Source organism: Nonomuraea sp. NPDC050404, from assembly GCF_040655495.1.
Taxonomy (GTDB): Bacteria; Actinomycetota; Actinomycetes; order Streptosporangiales; family Streptosporangiaceae; genus Nonomuraea.
In genome coordinates this window covers 117,447-132,493 of record NZ_JBFAKB010000021.1, presented here as the reverse complement: position 1 = coordinate 132,493, position 15,047 = coordinate 117,447, and the positions used below count along the sequence as shown (strand labels likewise).

14 protein-coding genes and 1 pseudogene are annotated in these 15,047 nt (G+C 69.3%); 7 read left to right on the top strand and 8 right to left on the bottom strand.

Features of this window, described 5'->3' with window-relative positions; translation table 11 throughout:
• Positions 1 to 26 precede the first annotated feature (26 nt).
• Positions 27 to 2,621, bottom strand: coding sequence for an ATP-binding cassette domain-containing protein (locus AB0I81_RS43840; RefSeq protein WP_360670612.1), 2,595 nt, complete (start codon positions 2,619 to 2,621; stop codon positions 27 to 29).
• Positions 2,618 to 3,853, bottom strand: a complete 1,236-nt coding sequence (locus AB0I81_RS43835) for an ABC transporter substrate-binding protein (RefSeq protein ID WP_360670609.1) — start codon at positions 3,851 to 3,853, stop codon at positions 2,618 to 2,620. Before AB0I81_RS43835 ends, AB0I81_RS43840 begins: the two co-directional genes overlap by 4 nt.
• A gap of 192 nt (positions 3,854 to 4,045) precedes the next feature.
• Here AB0I81_RS43835 and AB0I81_RS43830 point away from each other — a divergent pair, with 192 nt between their 5' ends.
• Positions 4,046 to 5,134 (top strand): alcohol dehydrogenase catalytic domain-containing protein, encoded by a 1,089-nt coding sequence (locus AB0I81_RS43830; protein ID WP_360670606.1) that lies wholly within the window; start codon positions 4,046 to 4,048, stop codon positions 5,132 to 5,134.
• A gap of 56 nt (positions 5,135 to 5,190) precedes the next feature.
• On the opposite strand, the gene AB0I81_RS43825 is transcribed toward AB0I81_RS43830, so the two are convergent.
• The 4 genes and pseudogenes from AB0I81_RS43825 to AB0I81_RS43810 form a co-directional block, all read right to left on the bottom strand.
• Positions 5,191 to 6,069: a protein-L-isoaspartate(D-aspartate) O-methyltransferase gene (locus AB0I81_RS43825; RefSeq protein ID WP_360670603.1), complete on the bottom strand. Its 879-nt coding sequence runs from the start codon at positions 6,067 to 6,069 to the stop codon at positions 5,191 to 5,193.
• Positions 6,070 to 6,323: 254 nt separating this feature from the next.
• Positions 6,324 to 6,701, bottom strand: a pseudogene (locus AB0I81_RS43820) (MvdC/MvdD family ATP grasp protein); the annotation flags it as partial.
• Positions 6,679 to 6,975 (bottom strand): hypothetical protein, encoded by a 297-nt coding sequence (locus tag AB0I81_RS43815; protein WP_360670600.1) that lies wholly within the window; start codon positions 6,973 to 6,975, stop codon positions 6,679 to 6,681. The gene AB0I81_RS43815 and the pseudogene AB0I81_RS43820, both read right to left, overlap by 23 nt.
• Before the next feature lie 129 nt (positions 6,976 to 7,104).
• On the bottom strand, positions 7,105 to 7,416 hold the full coding sequence (locus tag AB0I81_RS43810; protein WP_360670597.1) for a hypothetical protein: 312 nt from the start codon (positions 7,414 to 7,416) through the stop codon (positions 7,105 to 7,107).
• Positions 7,417 to 7,706: 290 nt separating this feature from the next.
• Between AB0I81_RS43810 and AB0I81_RS43805 the strand changes: the two genes are divergently transcribed.
• Genes AB0I81_RS43805 through AB0I81_RS43785 form a run of 5 tightly spaced genes read left to right on the top strand, consistent with a single transcriptional unit; the run spans position 7,707 to position 11,054 of the window.
• Positions 7,707 to 8,828: a hypothetical protein gene (locus AB0I81_RS43805; RefSeq protein WP_360670594.1), complete on the top strand. Its 1,122-nt coding sequence runs from the start codon at positions 7,707 to 7,709 to the stop codon at positions 8,826 to 8,828.
• A 19-nt stretch (positions 8,829 to 8,847) separates the two neighbouring features.
• Positions 8,848 to 9,849 carry an inositol monophosphatase family protein gene (locus AB0I81_RS43800; RefSeq protein WP_360670591.1) on the top strand — a complete coding sequence of 334 codons (1,002 nt, stop codon included), beginning with the start codon at positions 8,848 to 8,850 and terminating at the stop codon, positions 9,847 to 9,849.
• A 29-nt stretch (positions 9,850 to 9,878) separates the two neighbouring features.
• Positions 9,879 to 10,370, top strand: a complete 492-nt coding sequence (locus tag AB0I81_RS43795; protein ID WP_360670588.1) for a cupin domain-containing protein — start codon at positions 9,879 to 9,881, stop codon at positions 10,368 to 10,370.
• A gap of 57 nt (positions 10,371 to 10,427) precedes the next feature.
• Positions 10,428 to 10,748 (top strand): hypothetical protein, encoded by a 321-nt coding sequence (locus tag AB0I81_RS43790; RefSeq protein WP_360670585.1) that lies wholly within the window; start codon positions 10,428 to 10,430, stop codon positions 10,746 to 10,748.
• 12 nt (positions 10,749 to 10,760) lie between these two features.
• Positions 10,761 to 11,054, top strand: a complete 294-nt coding sequence (locus tag AB0I81_RS43785) for a hypothetical protein (RefSeq protein ID WP_360670582.1) — start codon at positions 10,761 to 10,763, stop codon at positions 11,052 to 11,054.
• Positions 11,055 to 11,087: 33 nt separating this feature from the next.
• On the opposite strand, the gene AB0I81_RS43780 is transcribed toward AB0I81_RS43785, so the two are convergent.
• Positions 11,088 to 13,304 carry an MMPL family transporter gene (locus AB0I81_RS43780; protein ID WP_360670579.1) on the bottom strand — a complete coding sequence of 739 codons (2,217 nt, stop codon included), beginning with the start codon at positions 13,302 to 13,304 and terminating at the stop codon, positions 11,088 to 11,090.
• Between the two features lie 105 nt (positions 13,305 to 13,409).
• Between AB0I81_RS43780 and AB0I81_RS43775 the strand changes: the two genes are divergently transcribed.
• Complete coding sequence (locus tag AB0I81_RS43775) at positions 13,410 to 13,934, top strand: helix-turn-helix domain-containing protein (RefSeq protein ID WP_360670576.1); 525 nt, start codon at positions 13,410 to 13,412, stop codon at positions 13,932 to 13,934.
• Here the strand turns inward: AB0I81_RS43775 and AB0I81_RS43770 are convergent.
• A complete protein-coding gene (locus AB0I81_RS43770) occupies positions 13,931 to 15,028 on the bottom strand; it encodes an ROK family transcriptional regulator (protein WP_360670573.1) in 1,098 nt (365 codons plus the stop codon). The genes AB0I81_RS43775 and AB0I81_RS43770 overlap by 4 nt on opposite strands.
• Between the last annotated feature and the right edge of the window lie 19 nt (positions 15,029 to 15,047).

Below are 15,047 nucleotides of genomic sequence, written 5' to 3'. Positions count from 1 at the left end.
GGCGATCAGCCGCCCGCCGTCCACTTCTAGCTCACCCCGAGATAGGCGGCGGTCAGCCGCTCGCTGTCCACCTCGGCGCGCGGCCCGGCCCAGGTGACGCGGCCCAGCCGCATGAACGCCACCCGGTCGGCGATCGCCAGCGCCTCCGTCGCCTTCTCCTCGACCAGCAGCAGCGCGACCCCGCGCTCGCGCAGTTCGGCGAAGACCTCGAACACCTGCCGCACCACCAGCGGCGCCAGCCCCAGCGACGGCTCGTCGGCGATCAGCACGCGCGGCGGTCGCACGAGCGCGGGGGCCAGCGTGAGTAGCTGCTGCTCGCCGCCGGACAGGGCGCCGGCGAGCACGGTACGGCGCTCGGCCAGGTGGGGCAGGCGCTCGTAGACGGGTCCGGGGTCGGGCAGCCAGGTGCGCAGGTTCTCCTCGACGGTCAGGCCGGGGAAGACGCCCCGGCCCTCGGGCGCGAGCAGGATGCCGGCGCGGGCCCTGCGGTGGGCGGGCCAGGCGGTGACGTCCTGGCCGTCGAGCAGGATCCGGCCGCCGGTCACCGGCAGGTCTCCGGCCGCCGCCGCGCAGGTGGTGGACTTGCCCGCGCCGTTCGCGCCGAGCAGCGCGACGACCTCGCCCGGCCGTACGGTCAGGTTCACGCCGCGCAGTACGACGCAGTCGTCGTACCCGGCGACGACGCCCTCCATCGCGAACAGCCCCGGCTCACTCACCACGGCCTCCGCGACGGGGGCGGGCGGCTTCTCACGACGGCGGTGGCGCAGCCCGGCGAGCTGGGTCAGCACCCCGTCGGGATGTTTGGCCAGGATCATGCCGCCGGCCCCGAACAGGATGGAGCCGACGTGCGCGGACAGGTCCCAGGTGGACAGCAGTTCCGGCACCGCGACGGCGATGAGCCCACCCAGCACGGCCCCGCCGATGCGCCGCACCCCTTGCAGCACCACCACGGCCAGCCACACGAAGCCGGCGAAGGCGGGCAGGTCGGTGGCGGTGATCGAACCCTTGGAGATGGCGAACAACACCCCGCCGAGCCCGGCGACGGCCGAGGCCAGCACGAACAGCGTGACCTTCGTACGCGCCGCCGACAACCCCGACGTCGTGGCCGCGGCCGGGGCCGAACGCACGGCCAGGATCGCCCGTCCCGAGGCCGACCGCTCCAGGTTGCGCACCAGCAGCGCCACGGCTCCGATCAGGACGAGCAGCACGACCACCCGCACCCGGGGGTCGGAGGTGTCGGCGAAGCCGAACCCGAGCGCGGGCAACGACCAGCCGATCGTGCCGTTGCTGAACGCGTCCACCTGGAACAACACCTGGTCGGCCAGCAGCGCCAGGGCCAGCGTGGCCAGCGTCAGCACCCGCCCGCCCAGCCGCAACGCGGGCAGCGCCACCAGCATGCCGACGGCCGCCGCGGCGAGCACGCCCAGCGTGATCGCCACGAAGAACGGCAACCCGGAGGCGAACGCCCACCCGCAGGTCAGCGCCGCCATCGAGGCGAAGGCGGCCTGGGCCAGGTTCACCATGCCGCCGATCCCGGTCACGATCACGAACGAGCAGAAAATGAGCGCCAGCACGAGCCCCTGCGCCGCCACGCCCACGTAGTACTCCGGCCCCGCGAACGCGAACACCACCAGACAGACCGCCCCCAGAGCCCAGGGCAGCCGTCTCCGCCACGGCGGCAGACCGGCCAGGTGGTCGGGCGGCGGCGCGTCCTCGGCCACACTCCCCGCCACCCGCGCACGCGACCGGTTGAGCAGCACCAGCCCGGCGAACAGCAGGATCACCGGCACGGCCGTCCGCAGCCCGGTCACCTCCTGCAGGAAGTCGGTGTACCCGGCGACCAGGTTCTGCACCACGCCGAGCGCGAGCCCGGCCGCGAACGTCCAGGGGATCGAGCGCAGCCGCCCGAACACCGCCGCCGTCGCCGAGGCGAACAGCAGCACCGTGTACGCGGTCGCGTCCAGCCCCAGCACCGACACGGCCAGCACCCCGGCCAGTCCGGCCAGCCCGGAGCCCAGCATCCAGGCCAGCGCGGAGGTGGCGTCCGCGTCGATGCCGCGCAACGTGGCCAGGCGGCGGCTGTCCACGCAGGCGCGCATGCGCAGCCCGTACCGGGTGTGCCGGATGAACGCCCAGAGCCCCGCCGCCGCCACCGCCGACAGGCAGAACGTGATGGCCTGGTCGCTGTCCAGCCGCACGCCGAGCACGTCGAACGTGCGCGCCGGATGCGGCCCGACGCCGCGCGGCAGCGAGGTCGCGTCGGCGGGCGGCAGCCCGGCCAGGTCCACGATGAGCAGGCCGAGCGCGGGCAACGCGATCGTGAGCCCGATGGTGGCCACGATCTGCGCGGTCTCCCCCGCCTGCGCGAGGCCGCGGAACATGGCCTTGTGCAGCGCGTAGCCGAGCGCGGGCGCGAACAACACGATCGACACCAGTGCCGACAGCCAGGCGGGCACTCCGGCCAGGTTGAGCTCGTAGAACAGCAGGGCGGTCAGGAAACCGATGGCTCCGTGGGCGAAGTTGAACACGCCGGTGGCGGCGTAGGAGAGCGTCAGCCCCGAGCCCATGATCGCGAAGACGGCCCCCGTCACCAGGCCGCTGAGCACGTAGTCCAGGATCATTTCAGCGGCACGTTGTCGAAACACTTCATGCTTTTGGCCACCTGGAAGGCGCCGCCCGCCAGCTTGACCAGGGCGCCGCAGCCGTTCGGCTCATTGTGGTCCTTGGGGTACTGGATCCGGCCGAAGCCCGGGTTCTCGTAGACGTAGGAGCCGTTGCCGGTGGCCAGGAACTTCTCCCTGGTCAGGTCCTTGCCGGCCTTGTTCAGCATGTCGAGGAAGATGTCGGCGGCCCAGTAGCCGATGGCCAGGTGCTGGGTGAGCGCGGTGCCGGGGGCGGCCTTCTCCACGTCCTGCCTGAGCCGGGCGATCTCGGGGGCGCTGGACTCGAACGGCTCGAACATGGGCGCCGCGATCACGCCCTCCAGGGCCTCGGCGCTGGCCTCGTCCTTCAGGATCGCGGCGTCGTAGCTGGTGGCGTCGGTCAGGACGCCCTTGTAGCCGGCCCGCTTGAGCGCCGCGTACAGGCCCACGTTGAACTTGGTGCCGGCGATCACCGAGACCACCACGTCCGGTGGCCCGCCGTCGTCGGAGGTCATGATCTTGTTGATGTACGGGAGCCAGTCGGGCGGCGGCGCGGCGGCCGGCAGGCCGGAGTTCACCCCGGCCAGTTGGAACCCGGCGGCGGTGAAGGACTGGGAGATGGTCGTGCCGCCGTACTTGCTGCCGCTGGAGTCGGAGGTCTGGACCCAGACGCTCTTGCCCGAGGACCCGCCGAGCAGGTCGGCGAGTTGCCTGCCCCACCAGGTCTGCGAGCCCGCGCCCTGTTTGGGCGCCAGGCAGCCGTTGTAGCCGAAGCCGGTCTTGGTGCCGCACCACTGCGGCCCGGTCGCCCAGCCGAACCAGGGCACGCCCTGCTGCTCCAGGAAGGCGGCGCCGCCGAAGTTCGGGGCGTGCACGGGCACGAGGGCGAACACCTGGTCCTTCTGTACGAGCTTCTTGGCCGCCGCGTCGCCCTTGGCCGCGTCCTGCCCGTCGTCCTCGGCCCCGAGGAACTCGATCCTGCGCCCGTGCACGCCGCCCTCGGCGTTGGCCCGCTCGAACCTGGCCCTGGCGCCGATCTCGGCGTCCTTGGTGCTGTAGCCGCTGGCGCTGGTCTTGGTCAGCACGCCGCCGATCCTGATCGTCGTGTCGGTCACGCCCGCCGTACTCTGGCCGGTCGCGCCCTGCTGCTGGGCCGCGCAGCCGGCGGCCAGCACCATGACCACGAACGCCGCCGAACCCCTGCGCACCATGACGGCCTCCCGTGATTGTTGGCCTAGCGCTCGCTTGGTTAGAAAGCGTAAATTCACCCGCGAGGGCAGTCAACGCCCGTGATCGGAAATCCCGCCAGCCCCACCAACCCGCCGCCGACGAGCCCGCAGCTCGCGCCACTGCCCCCGACCAACCGCTTGCTCGCCTTCCACCGCCCGGCTACCGTGTGGACCATGCTGATGCGAGCCGCCGTGCTCACCGCCTTCCACAGCCCCTTGGAGATCCGCCAGGTGGAGATCGCGGACCCGGCCCCCGGCGAGGTCCGCGTACAGATCAAGGCGTCGGGCGTGTGCGGCTCCGACCTCAAGGCCATCGACGGCAAGAGCCCCGTGGTGAGCAAGCCGCCGTTCATCCTCGGCCACGAGAGCGCCGGCGTGGTGGAGAGCACCGGCACGGGCGTCACGTCCGTCAAACCGGGCGACCACGTCATCATCGCCATGAACGGCCCCTGCGGACGCTGCCGCTCCTGCGGCGCGGGCCGCTTCCACCTGTGCGTGGACCCGGCCCGCCTGCCCACCATCATGGGCGGCCGCCCCAGGATCACCCTGGACGGCACGGAGGTCCGCCGCTTCATCGGCATCGGCTCCTTCGCCGAGTACGCGGTCGCCCCTGAACCCATGTGCGTAAAAATCGGCACATCGCTCTCCTTCGACGCGATGTGCCTGCTGGCCTGCGGCGTCATCACCGGCGTGGGCGCCGTCTTCAACGTGGCCCGAGTCCGCCCCGGCGCCACCGTCCTGGTCGTCGGCTGCGGCGGCGTCGGCCTCAACGTCATCCAGGGCGCCGTCCTGGCCGGCGCCACCACGATCATCGCCGCCGACGTGGCCGACCAGAAACTCAAACTGGCCGAACGCTTCGGCGCCACCCACGCCATCCTGGTCTCGGACCTCCCCCGCCAGGTCGGCGAACTGATCAAGGGCGGCGTGGATTACGCCTTCGACGCGACGGGCGCCCCCGGTGTCCTGGCCCAAGCCTTCGCCTCAACCCAACCAGGCGGCACCACCGTCATGGTCGGCAGCCCTCCGGCGGGCCACCCCTTGGACCTCGACACGGGCCTCCTGTTCGCCTCCCGCCGCCTGATGGGCACCCAGGGCGGCGACTCGGCCCCCCACCGCGACCTGCCCATGCTGGCCGGCCAGTACCTGAGAGGCCGCCTGGACCTGACCGGCCTGATCTCCGAACGCCTCCCCCTGGACCAGATCAACGAGGCAGTAACCCACATCCGCCAGGGCACAGTAGCCCGCACAGTCATCACGTTCTAAAAAGCAAGGTCCTCGCTACCGCTCGGGCAGAGATGAGCAGGAGCCAGCCCCGATCATCAGAGCTCGACCTTCCACGTCAACGCGGTGGGGCGGTCAAGCCACAAATGGACGCCGGTCGGATCGACGGTGATGCCGAAGCGGTCGTAGCCGGGGCTGCCTAGCGAGGCCCACTGAAGGTAGGCGGACGACAGTTCGTCCCAGAGCCGCCGTCCACCGTACTGCGCCACCTCCGCGTCGGCGGCTCCCGGCTTGTGGTCGCATGCTGCCCAGGAGCCCTGGCCGGTGTGATCGTCCAGTTCGTACAGCAACAGCGAGTTCTCGTCGTCCTCGCTCGTGTCGTACCAGCCGATGCGCGGGGCCAGGGCGAGGCACATCAGGTGCGCGCCCGGCTCCATGCTCCAGAAGGTACGGGGATTGATTCTGGTCGTCGAATGGGTTGCCTCCTCGTGATGGTGAGCGCTCCATCGGGAGTTGTAACGCTGCTCGCGCAGCATCATGTAGCTGGCGGTGCCGTGGAAGCGCCCGAACGCCGTGGTCCCGTCCACCACAGTCAGGCGCAGCCGGTGGCCGAGGAGTCCACCGGCATGCCAGGGCAGCACGATGACGCCGCCCGGACGAGTCTGTTCGATCCAGGCCATCGGGATGTGGGACACGCCCGCGGTGACGTGCACACGATCGAACGGGGCATCCCGGGGCCGGCCTTTGACGCCATTGCCGATGCGCAGGTTCGGGCGGTATCCGGCCGCGCGAAGGTTGTCCGCGGCTTGGGTCGCCACGCGCTCATCCACTTCGATGGAGGTGATGCCGTCTGGTCCGGCCGCCCACGACAGCATGGCCGTTGTCCAGCCGGAGCCGGTCCCGATCTCCAGAATGCGGTCGCCCTCCTGTGGAGCCAGCAGTTCCAGGAAGGGGAACACGATGCCCGGGGCCGACACCGAGGACGTGGTGTGCCCCTTCCCGCTGAGCGGATCACCCGCCCCGTCGTCGGTCTGGAGGGTGATGATCGAGTCCGAATACCGCCGAGCGTCTTGTAGACGAAGGGCTTACCCAGGTCTTTCGCCCATGTGTGCGCTTCCCCGGGATCGTTGGTGATGATCGTCTTGGGTACGTTCAACCCGACGCGGGCGGCCGTGATGAGCTGGATGGGCTTGTACTCGGCGCGCATCGCGGCCATCGGGTCGTTGACCCAGAGGGCGCCATTCTGCCGGAGGGCCGCCAGCACCCCGCCGAACCCGTATCGTGCTTCGGCGTAGGCGAAGGCACGTTCGGGGGACGACATACGTTCGTCCATCCGAAACTGCGTCGGTCTCCGGCTGTAGACCGCGCCCACGTCGGCGAGTGCGAGTTCGCCGCGGGGGGAGTTGAGAATTCCGGTCCAGCCGCGACCGCCGGTCTCGATCCGGGCAGCCATGGAGACTTGTGAGGGGAAGTCGGCGGTGTCCATGGTGACGACGGGCACTTCCCGGGCGCGCAGCTCGGCGGCGACCCGCTCTGCCACGGTGTCGGAGTCGTCGGTGAGGATCAGTACGGTGTGCGCCACGATCTCAGTCCTTGACCTTCTCCTCATTGGGGCCGTTCCCGTCGTTGCTGGTGTCGCTCGTTTCGTTGCTGCCCCCGCCTCCGTGTGAACCGCTCCGGCTGACGGGTGTCGGCGAGACGCGGTGACGCAGCCCCCATGGCCGTGCGTCGCTGGCAAGGGTGTCGGGAGCGGACAGGATGTGCTTGGTCGGGGACATGGGGAAGAGGTCGCCGGCCCGGAAGATCCTCCCCCTGGACTCCCCGTCCGGGGAGTGGGTGATCAGGTCGAGGGCAGGATGGTCCGGGTTCGTGGTCGTCGGCATTGATTGATCCCTTCTCTGCCTGGCTCACCTTGCAGGCGCAGGCTCGTAGGTGGTGCGTTCACGCTGATGGGCTCTTGGAAGGGCGGCGGGGCCCATGCGCGGCCGAGATCGCGCTGTCCAGGGACCGGCTCAGGCGACTTCGTCCGGAGCTTTGGCCGCCGCTTCCTCCACGACACCCTCGGCCCAGATCCAGGGACCGAACCCCAGGCCGAACGGCGCGGGCTTCAACCCGTCGAACCGGCCATCGGCGGCGGCCTTCTGGAACTCGGTGTACGCGCGCTTGCTGGTGCACACGAGGTGAGGGCTCTGCCCTGCGGCCGCATCGTGGATCTCGATGATGACGTTCCCACCGTCCGGCTTGTGGTGGAGCCGGTCATTTCGAATTTCGTGCAGGAGATCAAGCCAGCATTTTGGGCCCATCGTCGCAATGTCTTCAGGCATGCTCAGATCGCACATTTGGATCGTAGTCGACCGGGCTACTCGGCGAAGAGCGAGGCGGTTGGGACTGAGGGCTTCTCCATCATGCTGGGCCATGGGACCTCCGAAGTGGTTGTTTGCGCCAGCGGGCACGACAATTGACAGTAGTCACCGGCGTGGATCCGTTACACCTCGAAGCAGGTCCGCATCCGCCCCGATCTCTGGGCGGCCCCCAGCCGCCTGTTTCCGAGAGCCATATGCCATTCCCCATTCCGATGGGTAATGTGATGCCGCTCCCGGGAAGGGAAAGTGAGATGTCGAAGCAGGGTCGAGATTCGAGTCCGCAGGCGCGAGGGCGCATGTTGGCGCGAATCGGCAAGGAGCTGTATCAAGAGACTGGATCGGTGAAAAAGACGGTAACGGAACTGATGCGCCGCCATCCGGTCATTTGCAGTCTTCAGGCCCACCGGTATGCCTGTGGTCTTTCCCAGGATCAAGCAGCCGTCCGGTACAACCACATGACCGACCACCAGACCAGCCTGGGCGGTACGTCCATCAACGCATGGGAGACGTGGGCCCGTGAGCGCAGCAGGGCCGGATCACCTCCCAGCTTTACCAGCCTGCTGATCCTCGCCGCAGCCTATGGGGGCGGTCCTGCAGGTGTTGCCGAGGAGGATCTCTCCCCAGGCGATTTGGTCGCCGAAGCATACGAGCGTTTGGCCGTGGAAGACCAACTCGCCCTGAAGAGGTACGCCACCCCCAACCTCGCAGGCGCACCGCCCGCAACGGCGCCAGCAGCGGAGAGGCGAGAATCCAAGCAAGCGGCCGAGTCAAACACCATGGGGCACGATTTCATCATCGCCGCCCCGACAGTCGAATACGGCAGCCCTGACAGACTCGTCTACTCCATGCCCAGCCCCGCCCCCGGCCGACTCCTCAACCTCACCTGGGCGTCTTTCGGCTACGGCATCGAACGCCTCATCCACCAGATCAAGAATCTTGGGTGCCGCACTGATGTGGACGCCTGTTTCGGGATCAACGAGGCCGGCCTTGTCATGGCTACCTTCCTTGCATCCGTCCAATTCAGACGCTGTCCCATCGGCTATCTCAAATGCAACAAGAGCCGCGATTCCATCAACCTCGACAAGGCGTCGATGTTCCCGGAGCTGCCAGACGCGCCCGAGATCGTCTTGTGCGATTTCGAGGTTAAGCATGCCGATGTGGTGGGATTCATCTCACAAGAAATCCGTAACCACTATCCCGGCGCGCAGATCTACTTCGCGGTGTTCGGAGCCATAACCAAGGGGAAGCTCGCAGTCAGTGATTTTGACGATCTGACCGGCGCGGGCATCATGCGAGCGGCACACTTCAAGGCGGTGTTCATCGCTGCGACGATGAGCCCTCCAGGCATAGAGCCGCCGTTGGAGCTGCGCTGAACCGCACGGAGGTCCCGTCGTGACAACCTCTCCCACCTTCCCGGGCCTCGCCCGGAGCCTGGCCGAACTGGTCGCTCAGGTGATCGAGGAGATCCGGCCGCGCCTGATCTCGGCTGCGCTTTCAGGTGAACGATCGGAGGCCGCCAATCTGCGCCACTCCGGCAACTTCCTGTCCATCCACGACCTGTGGATGCATGAGCGCTACCGAGAGCTTCTGACTCCGATCATCCCCTCGTACGTCTACGCCTCCGAAGAAGCCGACCCCCAAGTCATCGGACCCGACCCGGAGCCGGACCTGTGCGTCTTGGTCGATCCGCTCGACACCAGTGAGATGGCCGTCCGCGCCCTCTACGGATACACCCACGTCATGGTGTACTCCCGCAGCCTCGCACGGCCCATCGCCGCGGTGGTGGGCGACATCTTCCACCACCTGCAGATCTACCTCGCGGCCCGCGACGAGGACGGCGCGGACCAGGCGTTCGTCTATACCCAAGATGGCAAGGCACACGAGCTGAAACTTCACCGCTTCGCGGAACTGCGCGAGGCGCTGATCACGAACTACCTCATGAAACCCGCCGAACGACTTCAACCGCTCGGCCGCCAGACCCGTCTACTCGACGCGCTGAACCAACCCTCAGCCGATGGCGCCGTTCGCGGCCGCATCGGGGTCGACTTCGGGTCCGTCAGCCTGTGCCATGTCGCTGCGGGCTTCACCGACGCGACAATCGAGTTCGCGAAGGGCTTCGCCGTCTGGGATCTGGCACCGGGACACTACATTCTCGACGCTGCGGGCGGCGTGGTCCTCGATCTCGAAGGCGACGCCATTCCGTTGGACTACCGATTCGGCAGCATGGCCGATATCAACAAGGCCATGGACCGGCGGCAGATGTTCGTCGCCGCGTCCGGTCTGACCCTCGCTCGCGACATCCTCGCCTCCATGGACGCCGCGACCGGCCGTCTGGACGCCATGGGACCGCGGCCGACTCCGCTGACCGAAGACGGGATCGGGGGAATTCTCTAAGCTCCCTCAGAGAACTACAGGAGGCGTAGATGTCCTATCCCGAGCCCCGCTACTTCAAAGAGCACGGCGAGCACAGCGGCACCTTCCAGCTGGCGGACCGGACACCGGAGCTGGCGATCGGCACCAACACCCAGGTGCACTACCTGGCCACGGGCGGCTCCACGAACGGCGCCTACGGCCTGTACCGGTATGAGATGGGCCCCGGTCCGGGCGGGCCCGCCGCGCACTTCCACCGGACCATGACCGAGTCGTTCTACGTGCTTTCCGGCACGATCCGGCTGTTCAACGGGGAGAAGTGGGCCGACGGCAAGCCGGGTGACTTCCTGTTCGTGCCCGAGGGCGGGGTGCACGCCTTCCGTAACGAGTCGGGCGAGCCGGCCACGATGCTGATCCTGTTCACGCCGGGCGCGCCGCGGGAGGCGTACTTCGAGGAGCTCGCCGACATCGCCCTGACCGGCCGGCAGCTCAGCGCGGAGGAGTGGACCGACGTCTACCTCCGCCACGACCAGTACATGGTCTGAGCCCGCGCCGGAAAAATCATTGGAACTACGCGTGAGCGATCCATTACGGTGAGCAATGTGCGATTCAGAGCAACCGTCATGACCCTGCTCACGCCTCTGGTGCTGGGCGGCGCGGGGGTTCCGGCCGAGGCCGCCGCGCCGGCCGGTTTCCTGTACGACTTCGGCGCCCGGGACGTGGTCATCTGGAGCGAGCCCCGCGAAGGGTCGGGCCGCAACGGCCTGGGCGGCCCGGGGCAGGGCTTCGAGTCCAACCGGTCGGAGGAGCACGATTTCTTCAGCTGCGGCCACTTCGACAGCACCCTGTGGCATCACGGCCGCAACGTGCACACCGGGGTCATCGGCTGGGTGCCCGCCTGCAACCTCACCGACTCCGACTGAGGAAGGCCGCCGATGATCAGCAGCCTTGTTCCCGCCGCCGCCTTCCTGCTGGGCCTGGCGCTCCCGTTCCCCGTCCCGGCAACCGACGTACCCACCTACACCTGCGACACCGTCAGCGGCGACCCGGGGCTGACGGTGATGTTCGGCAACTGCCGCGCGTCGCCGGGCGCCGTCACCAAGGGCGGCTTCGTCGGCGAGGCGGTCGGGGTCGCCGAGACCGTTCCGCTCCGGATCAGGTGTTTGGACGGCGGCGAGGCGAATCTTCCGCGCGAGGTCCAGCTCCGCAACTGCGTCCAGATCGGCTGATGGGAACTACCGGGTCGGGACATCTCCCGTTCCCTAGACCCCCGCCTTGACCGGCTCCTCCCGCCGCACCACGGGCGTCTCGTCGTCCTCGTGCCCCTCCACCGACAGGTTGGGCAGGATGCGGTCCAGCCAGCGCGGGCACCACCAGTTGAGCCGTCCCAGCAGCACCATCGTGGCCGGCACCAGGAACCCGCGGATGATCGTGGCGTCCACCGCGATGGCCACCGCCAGCCCCACCCCGAACGTCTTGACCATGGCGTCCGGATAGGCGATGAACGCCACGAACACCGCCACCATGATCAGCGCCGCCGACGTGATGACCCGCCCGGTCGAGCCGAGCCCCTCGGCGACGGCCCGCGCGTTGTCCCCATGCCTCATGTACGACTGCCGCACCGCCGTCAGCAGGAACACCTCGTAGTCCATCGACAGCCCGAACAACACCGCGAACAACATCAGCGGCACGTAGCTCTCGATGGGCACCGAGAAGAAGACCGTCTCCATGAAGGACGAGTTGACCGGCGGATCCATGCCCACCAGCCCGCTGCCGAGCCCGATCGAGAACACCAGCGCCAGCGCCCCGAACGCCGCCCCGAGCGAGACCAGGTTCATCACCGCCGCCTTGATCGCCACGATCGGCGCGCGGAAGGCCAGCAGCAGGAGCAGCGCGCTGAGCAGCACCACGACGCCGATGACCAGCGGGGTGCGCTCGTTCATGCGGTCCCCGGCGTCGGTCAGGCCCGCGACCTTGCCGCCGACGTGCACCTCGACGCCGGCCAGGGAGATGGCCCTGACGTCCCTGACGACCTCGGCGGAGCGTTCGTCGCTGGGGGCGTACTCGGGGATGGCCTGGATCAGCACCGAGCGGCCGGACTCGTTGAGCTTGGGGTCGGCCACGTGCTTGACCCCGTCCACGGCCTTCACCTCGCGGACGAGGTCGTCCACGATGGCGTCGTCGGCGTCCTCGACCTTCGAGGGCAGCTCCGCGACCACGACGAGCGGCCCGTTGAAGCCGGGGCCGAAGCCGGTCGCCATCAGCTCGTACGCGCGGCGCGGCTCGGAGCCCTGGGTGCCGTACGCCTCGTCCAGCGGCCCGAGCTGGAGCGCCAGCGCGGGTGCGGCCAGCGCGCCGAGCACGACGACGCTGCCGATCAGCACCCGCCACGGCCGGCGGGCCACCCACGCGCCCAGCCCGGCCCAGCCGGTGCCGCCCGTGCCGGAACTGCGCAGGAGCGGCACCTTCAGCGCGTTGACGCGGTGGCCGAGCAGCCCGAGCAGGGCCGGAACGAGCGTGACCGAGGTCAGCACGGCGGCCACCACCGAGATGCCGGTCACCCAGCCGAGGGTGGCCAGCAGCGGGAAGCCGGCCAGCAACAACGCGCTCAGCGCGATAATCACCGTGCCGCCCGCGAACACGACGGCCCCGCCGGAGCTGGCCACCGTCCTGCGTACGGACTCCGCCACCGGCACCCCGTCGGCCAGCAGGCGGCGGTGGCGGGACAGCAGGAACAGCGCGTAGTCGATGCCGACGCCGAGCCCGATCATCGTGGCCATGATCCCGGCCTGCTTGGGCATGTCCACGACCCAGCCGAGCAGCCCGATCACGCCGAGGCCGGTACCCACGCTGATCAGCGCGGCGAAGATGGGCACGATCGCGGCCACCAGCGTGCCGAACGCGAAGATCAGCACCAGCAGCGCGCAGATGATCCCGATGATCTCGCTGGGCCCGGTCTTGATCTCCTTGTCGGCCGGGGTGGAGCTGTCGGCGGGCACCACTTCCAGCCCGGCCTCCCGGGCCGGGTCCGCGGCCTTCGACAACTCCTGCGTGGTCTCGGCGATCTTCTGGCCGTCGTTGCCGTCCATGCGGATCGTGATGAGCCCGATCTGCAGGTTGGAGGAGATGCCACCGGCGCGGAACGGCGAGTCCACCTTCTCCACGTGCGGCATCGTGCGCAGCACGTCCATGGACTTCTCCACGGCCTCCTTGCGCTCGTCCTCCATGAGGGACCCGTCGGGCGAGTAGAGCAGGAGTTGCACCGTTCCGCCGGTGCCGTAACCGGAGCCGAAGCCCTCTTTCATGAGGTCGTGCGCGATCTGCGCGTCGGTGCCGGGGATGCTGGCGTCGCTGGTCGTGGGGCTGGGGTAGGCCAGACTGGTCCCCATCAGCGCGGCGGCCGCGATCACCCAGGTCACCAGCACTATCCAGCCGTGCCGCGCGCACCAGCCGCCCAGCCGTCCCAGCAACCGCGTCATTCGCCCAGCTCCCACTCGACGGCCGTCCTGTACGGTCGTACAGGGCCACACATACGATAAAACGGGAAATATCCGGAAGGCTGTCTCCTCCAGGGAAATGAGACGATGACCACAGCCGACGACACCCGCACCCGGATCCTGGCCGCCGCCAGGGAACTGTTCGCCGAACGCGGCTACGCCGCCACGTCCCTGTCCGACATCGCCAACGCCGTCGGCCTGACCAAGACCGCCGTGGCCTACCACTTCCATCCGAAGGACCGGCTGGCGATCGAGCTGCTGTCGCCGGTGGCGGGCGACATCGTGGCGCTGCTCGACGGTTCGTACACCGACCGGGCCGAGTTCGTCGAGGCGCTGGTGGGGTTCGCGGTGCGCTACCGGACGGTGATCCGGCTGTTCATGGAGGACCTGGCCGCCGACGACACCTCGATGACGCCCGGCTCCGAACGCGACCAGATCCGGACGTTCAGGGACGAGATCTACGCCAAGCTCGTGGGCGACGACCCGAACCCGGAGACCAGGTTGAAGAGCTGGGCGCTGCTCGGGGCGCTGCAGTGGGGCGCGGTCAAGACGATGGACCTGCCGGAGGAGCAGGTGCGCGACGTGCTGCTGGCAGCCGCCCGCGCATATTAAAGTCCCAGGACCTCGCGTTCCACGTGGTCGAGGGCGAGGCGTACCGCGCCGATCGCCACCCCTTCGTCCCCGAACGTGGAGGCCACCACCTCGGGCGCGCTCACGCACAACTCGGCCAGGTGCCGCCGCAGTGGTTCGAGCAGCACGTCGCCGGCCCGCGCGTAACCCCCGCCGAGCACCAGCAGGTCGGGGTCGATGGCCAGGGCGAGCGCCGAGGCCCCGATGGCCAGGTTCTCGGCGTAGCGGTCCACCCGCCGCACGGCCTCCCGGTCGCCGCCCAGCGCCGCCTCGAACACCTCCGCCGCCGAGGCGTCCTTGACCAGCTCGCGGGCGGCGTCCTCCCAGCCGACCTGGCGCAGCGTGCCGATCTCGCCCGCCGCCCCGCTGCGCCCGGGATGCAGCCGCCCGCCGATCAGGATGCCCGCGCCGGCCCGGTGGCCGATCAGCACGTACACGACGTCGGAGGCGTGTTGCGCGCTGCCGCGCCAGTGCTCGGCCAGCGCGGCCAGGTTGGCGTCGTTGGCCGCCAGCGCGTCGCAGCCGAACCAGCGCCCGGCCAGCCCCGCCAGGTCCACGCCGGTCCAGCCGGGCAGTGTGATCGACAGGGACACGCGCCCGGTGCGGTCCACGATGCCCGAGGTGCCCGCGGCCACGGCCCAGATTCGCTTGCGGGCCACGCCGGCCCCGTCCACGCAGCTCAGCGCGGTCGCCTCGGCCGCCTCCAGCCGTTCGTGGGCCGCCGCGTCGCCGGAGACCTCGCCGCGCCGCCAGGCGATCACCTCGCCGTTGAGGTCGGCCAGCGCGGCCACGATGGCGTCGCCGCCGACCTCCACGCCCACCACGTAACCGGCGTCCGCCCTGAACCCGAAGCGCCGCGCGGGCCGGCCCATCGCGCCCTCGTCGGGCGGCACCTCGCGTACGTAGCCGCGCTCGCCCAGCTCGTCGAGCACCGCCTCCACCGTCTGCCTGGACAGCCCGGTGACGCGACCGAGCTGGGTCAGCGTGGCCACGCCCGCGCGACGCAGGGCCCGCAGCGTGACCTGAGTGTTCACTTTTCGCAGCAGCGACGCGTCACCCGGTCGTAGCTCGGTCACTTATGAGACCCTTTCCCAT

What these genes read in the sequence shown, in the direction of transcription:
- AB0I81_RS43835 (WP_360670609.1), bottom strand. Translation starts at nt 3,853, where the DNA reads ATGGTGCGCAGGGGTTCGGCGGCGTTCGTGGTCATGGTGCTGGCCGCC.
- AB0I81_RS43815 (WP_360670600.1), bottom strand. Translation starts at nt 6,975, where the DNA reads ATGCCGACGACCACGAACCCGGACCATCCTGCCCTCGACCTGATCACC.
- AB0I81_RS43830 (WP_360670606.1), top strand. Translation starts at nt 4,046, where the DNA reads ATGCTGATGCGAGCCGCCGTGCTCACCGCCTTCCACAGCCCCTTGGAG.
- AB0I81_RS43785 (WP_360670582.1), top strand. Translation starts at nt 10,761, where the DNA reads ATGATCAGCAGCCTTGTTCCCGCCGCCGCCTTCCTGCTGGGCCTGGCG.
- AB0I81_RS43810 (WP_360670597.1), bottom strand. Translation starts at nt 7,416, where the DNA reads ATGCCTGAAGACATTGCGACGATGGGCCCAAAATGCTGGCTTGATCTC.
- AB0I81_RS43775 (WP_360670576.1), top strand. Translation starts at nt 13,410, where the DNA reads ATGACCACAGCCGACGACACCCGCACCCGGATCCTGGCCGCCGCCAGG.
- AB0I81_RS43780 (WP_360670579.1), bottom strand. Translation starts at nt 13,304, where the DNA reads ATGACGCGGTTGCTGGGACGGCTGGGCGGCTGGTGCGCGCGGCACGGC.
- AB0I81_RS43795 (WP_360670588.1), top strand. Translation starts at nt 9,879, where the DNA reads ATGTCCTATCCCGAGCCCCGCTACTTCAAAGAGCACGGCGAGCACAGC.
- AB0I81_RS43840 (WP_360670612.1), bottom strand. Translation starts at nt 2,621, where the DNA reads ATGATCCTGGACTACGTGCTCAGCGGCCTGGTGACGGGGGCCGTCTTC.
- AB0I81_RS43805 (WP_360670594.1), top strand. Translation starts at nt 7,707, where the DNA reads ATGTCGAAGCAGGGTCGAGATTCGAGTCCGCAGGCGCGAGGGCGCATG.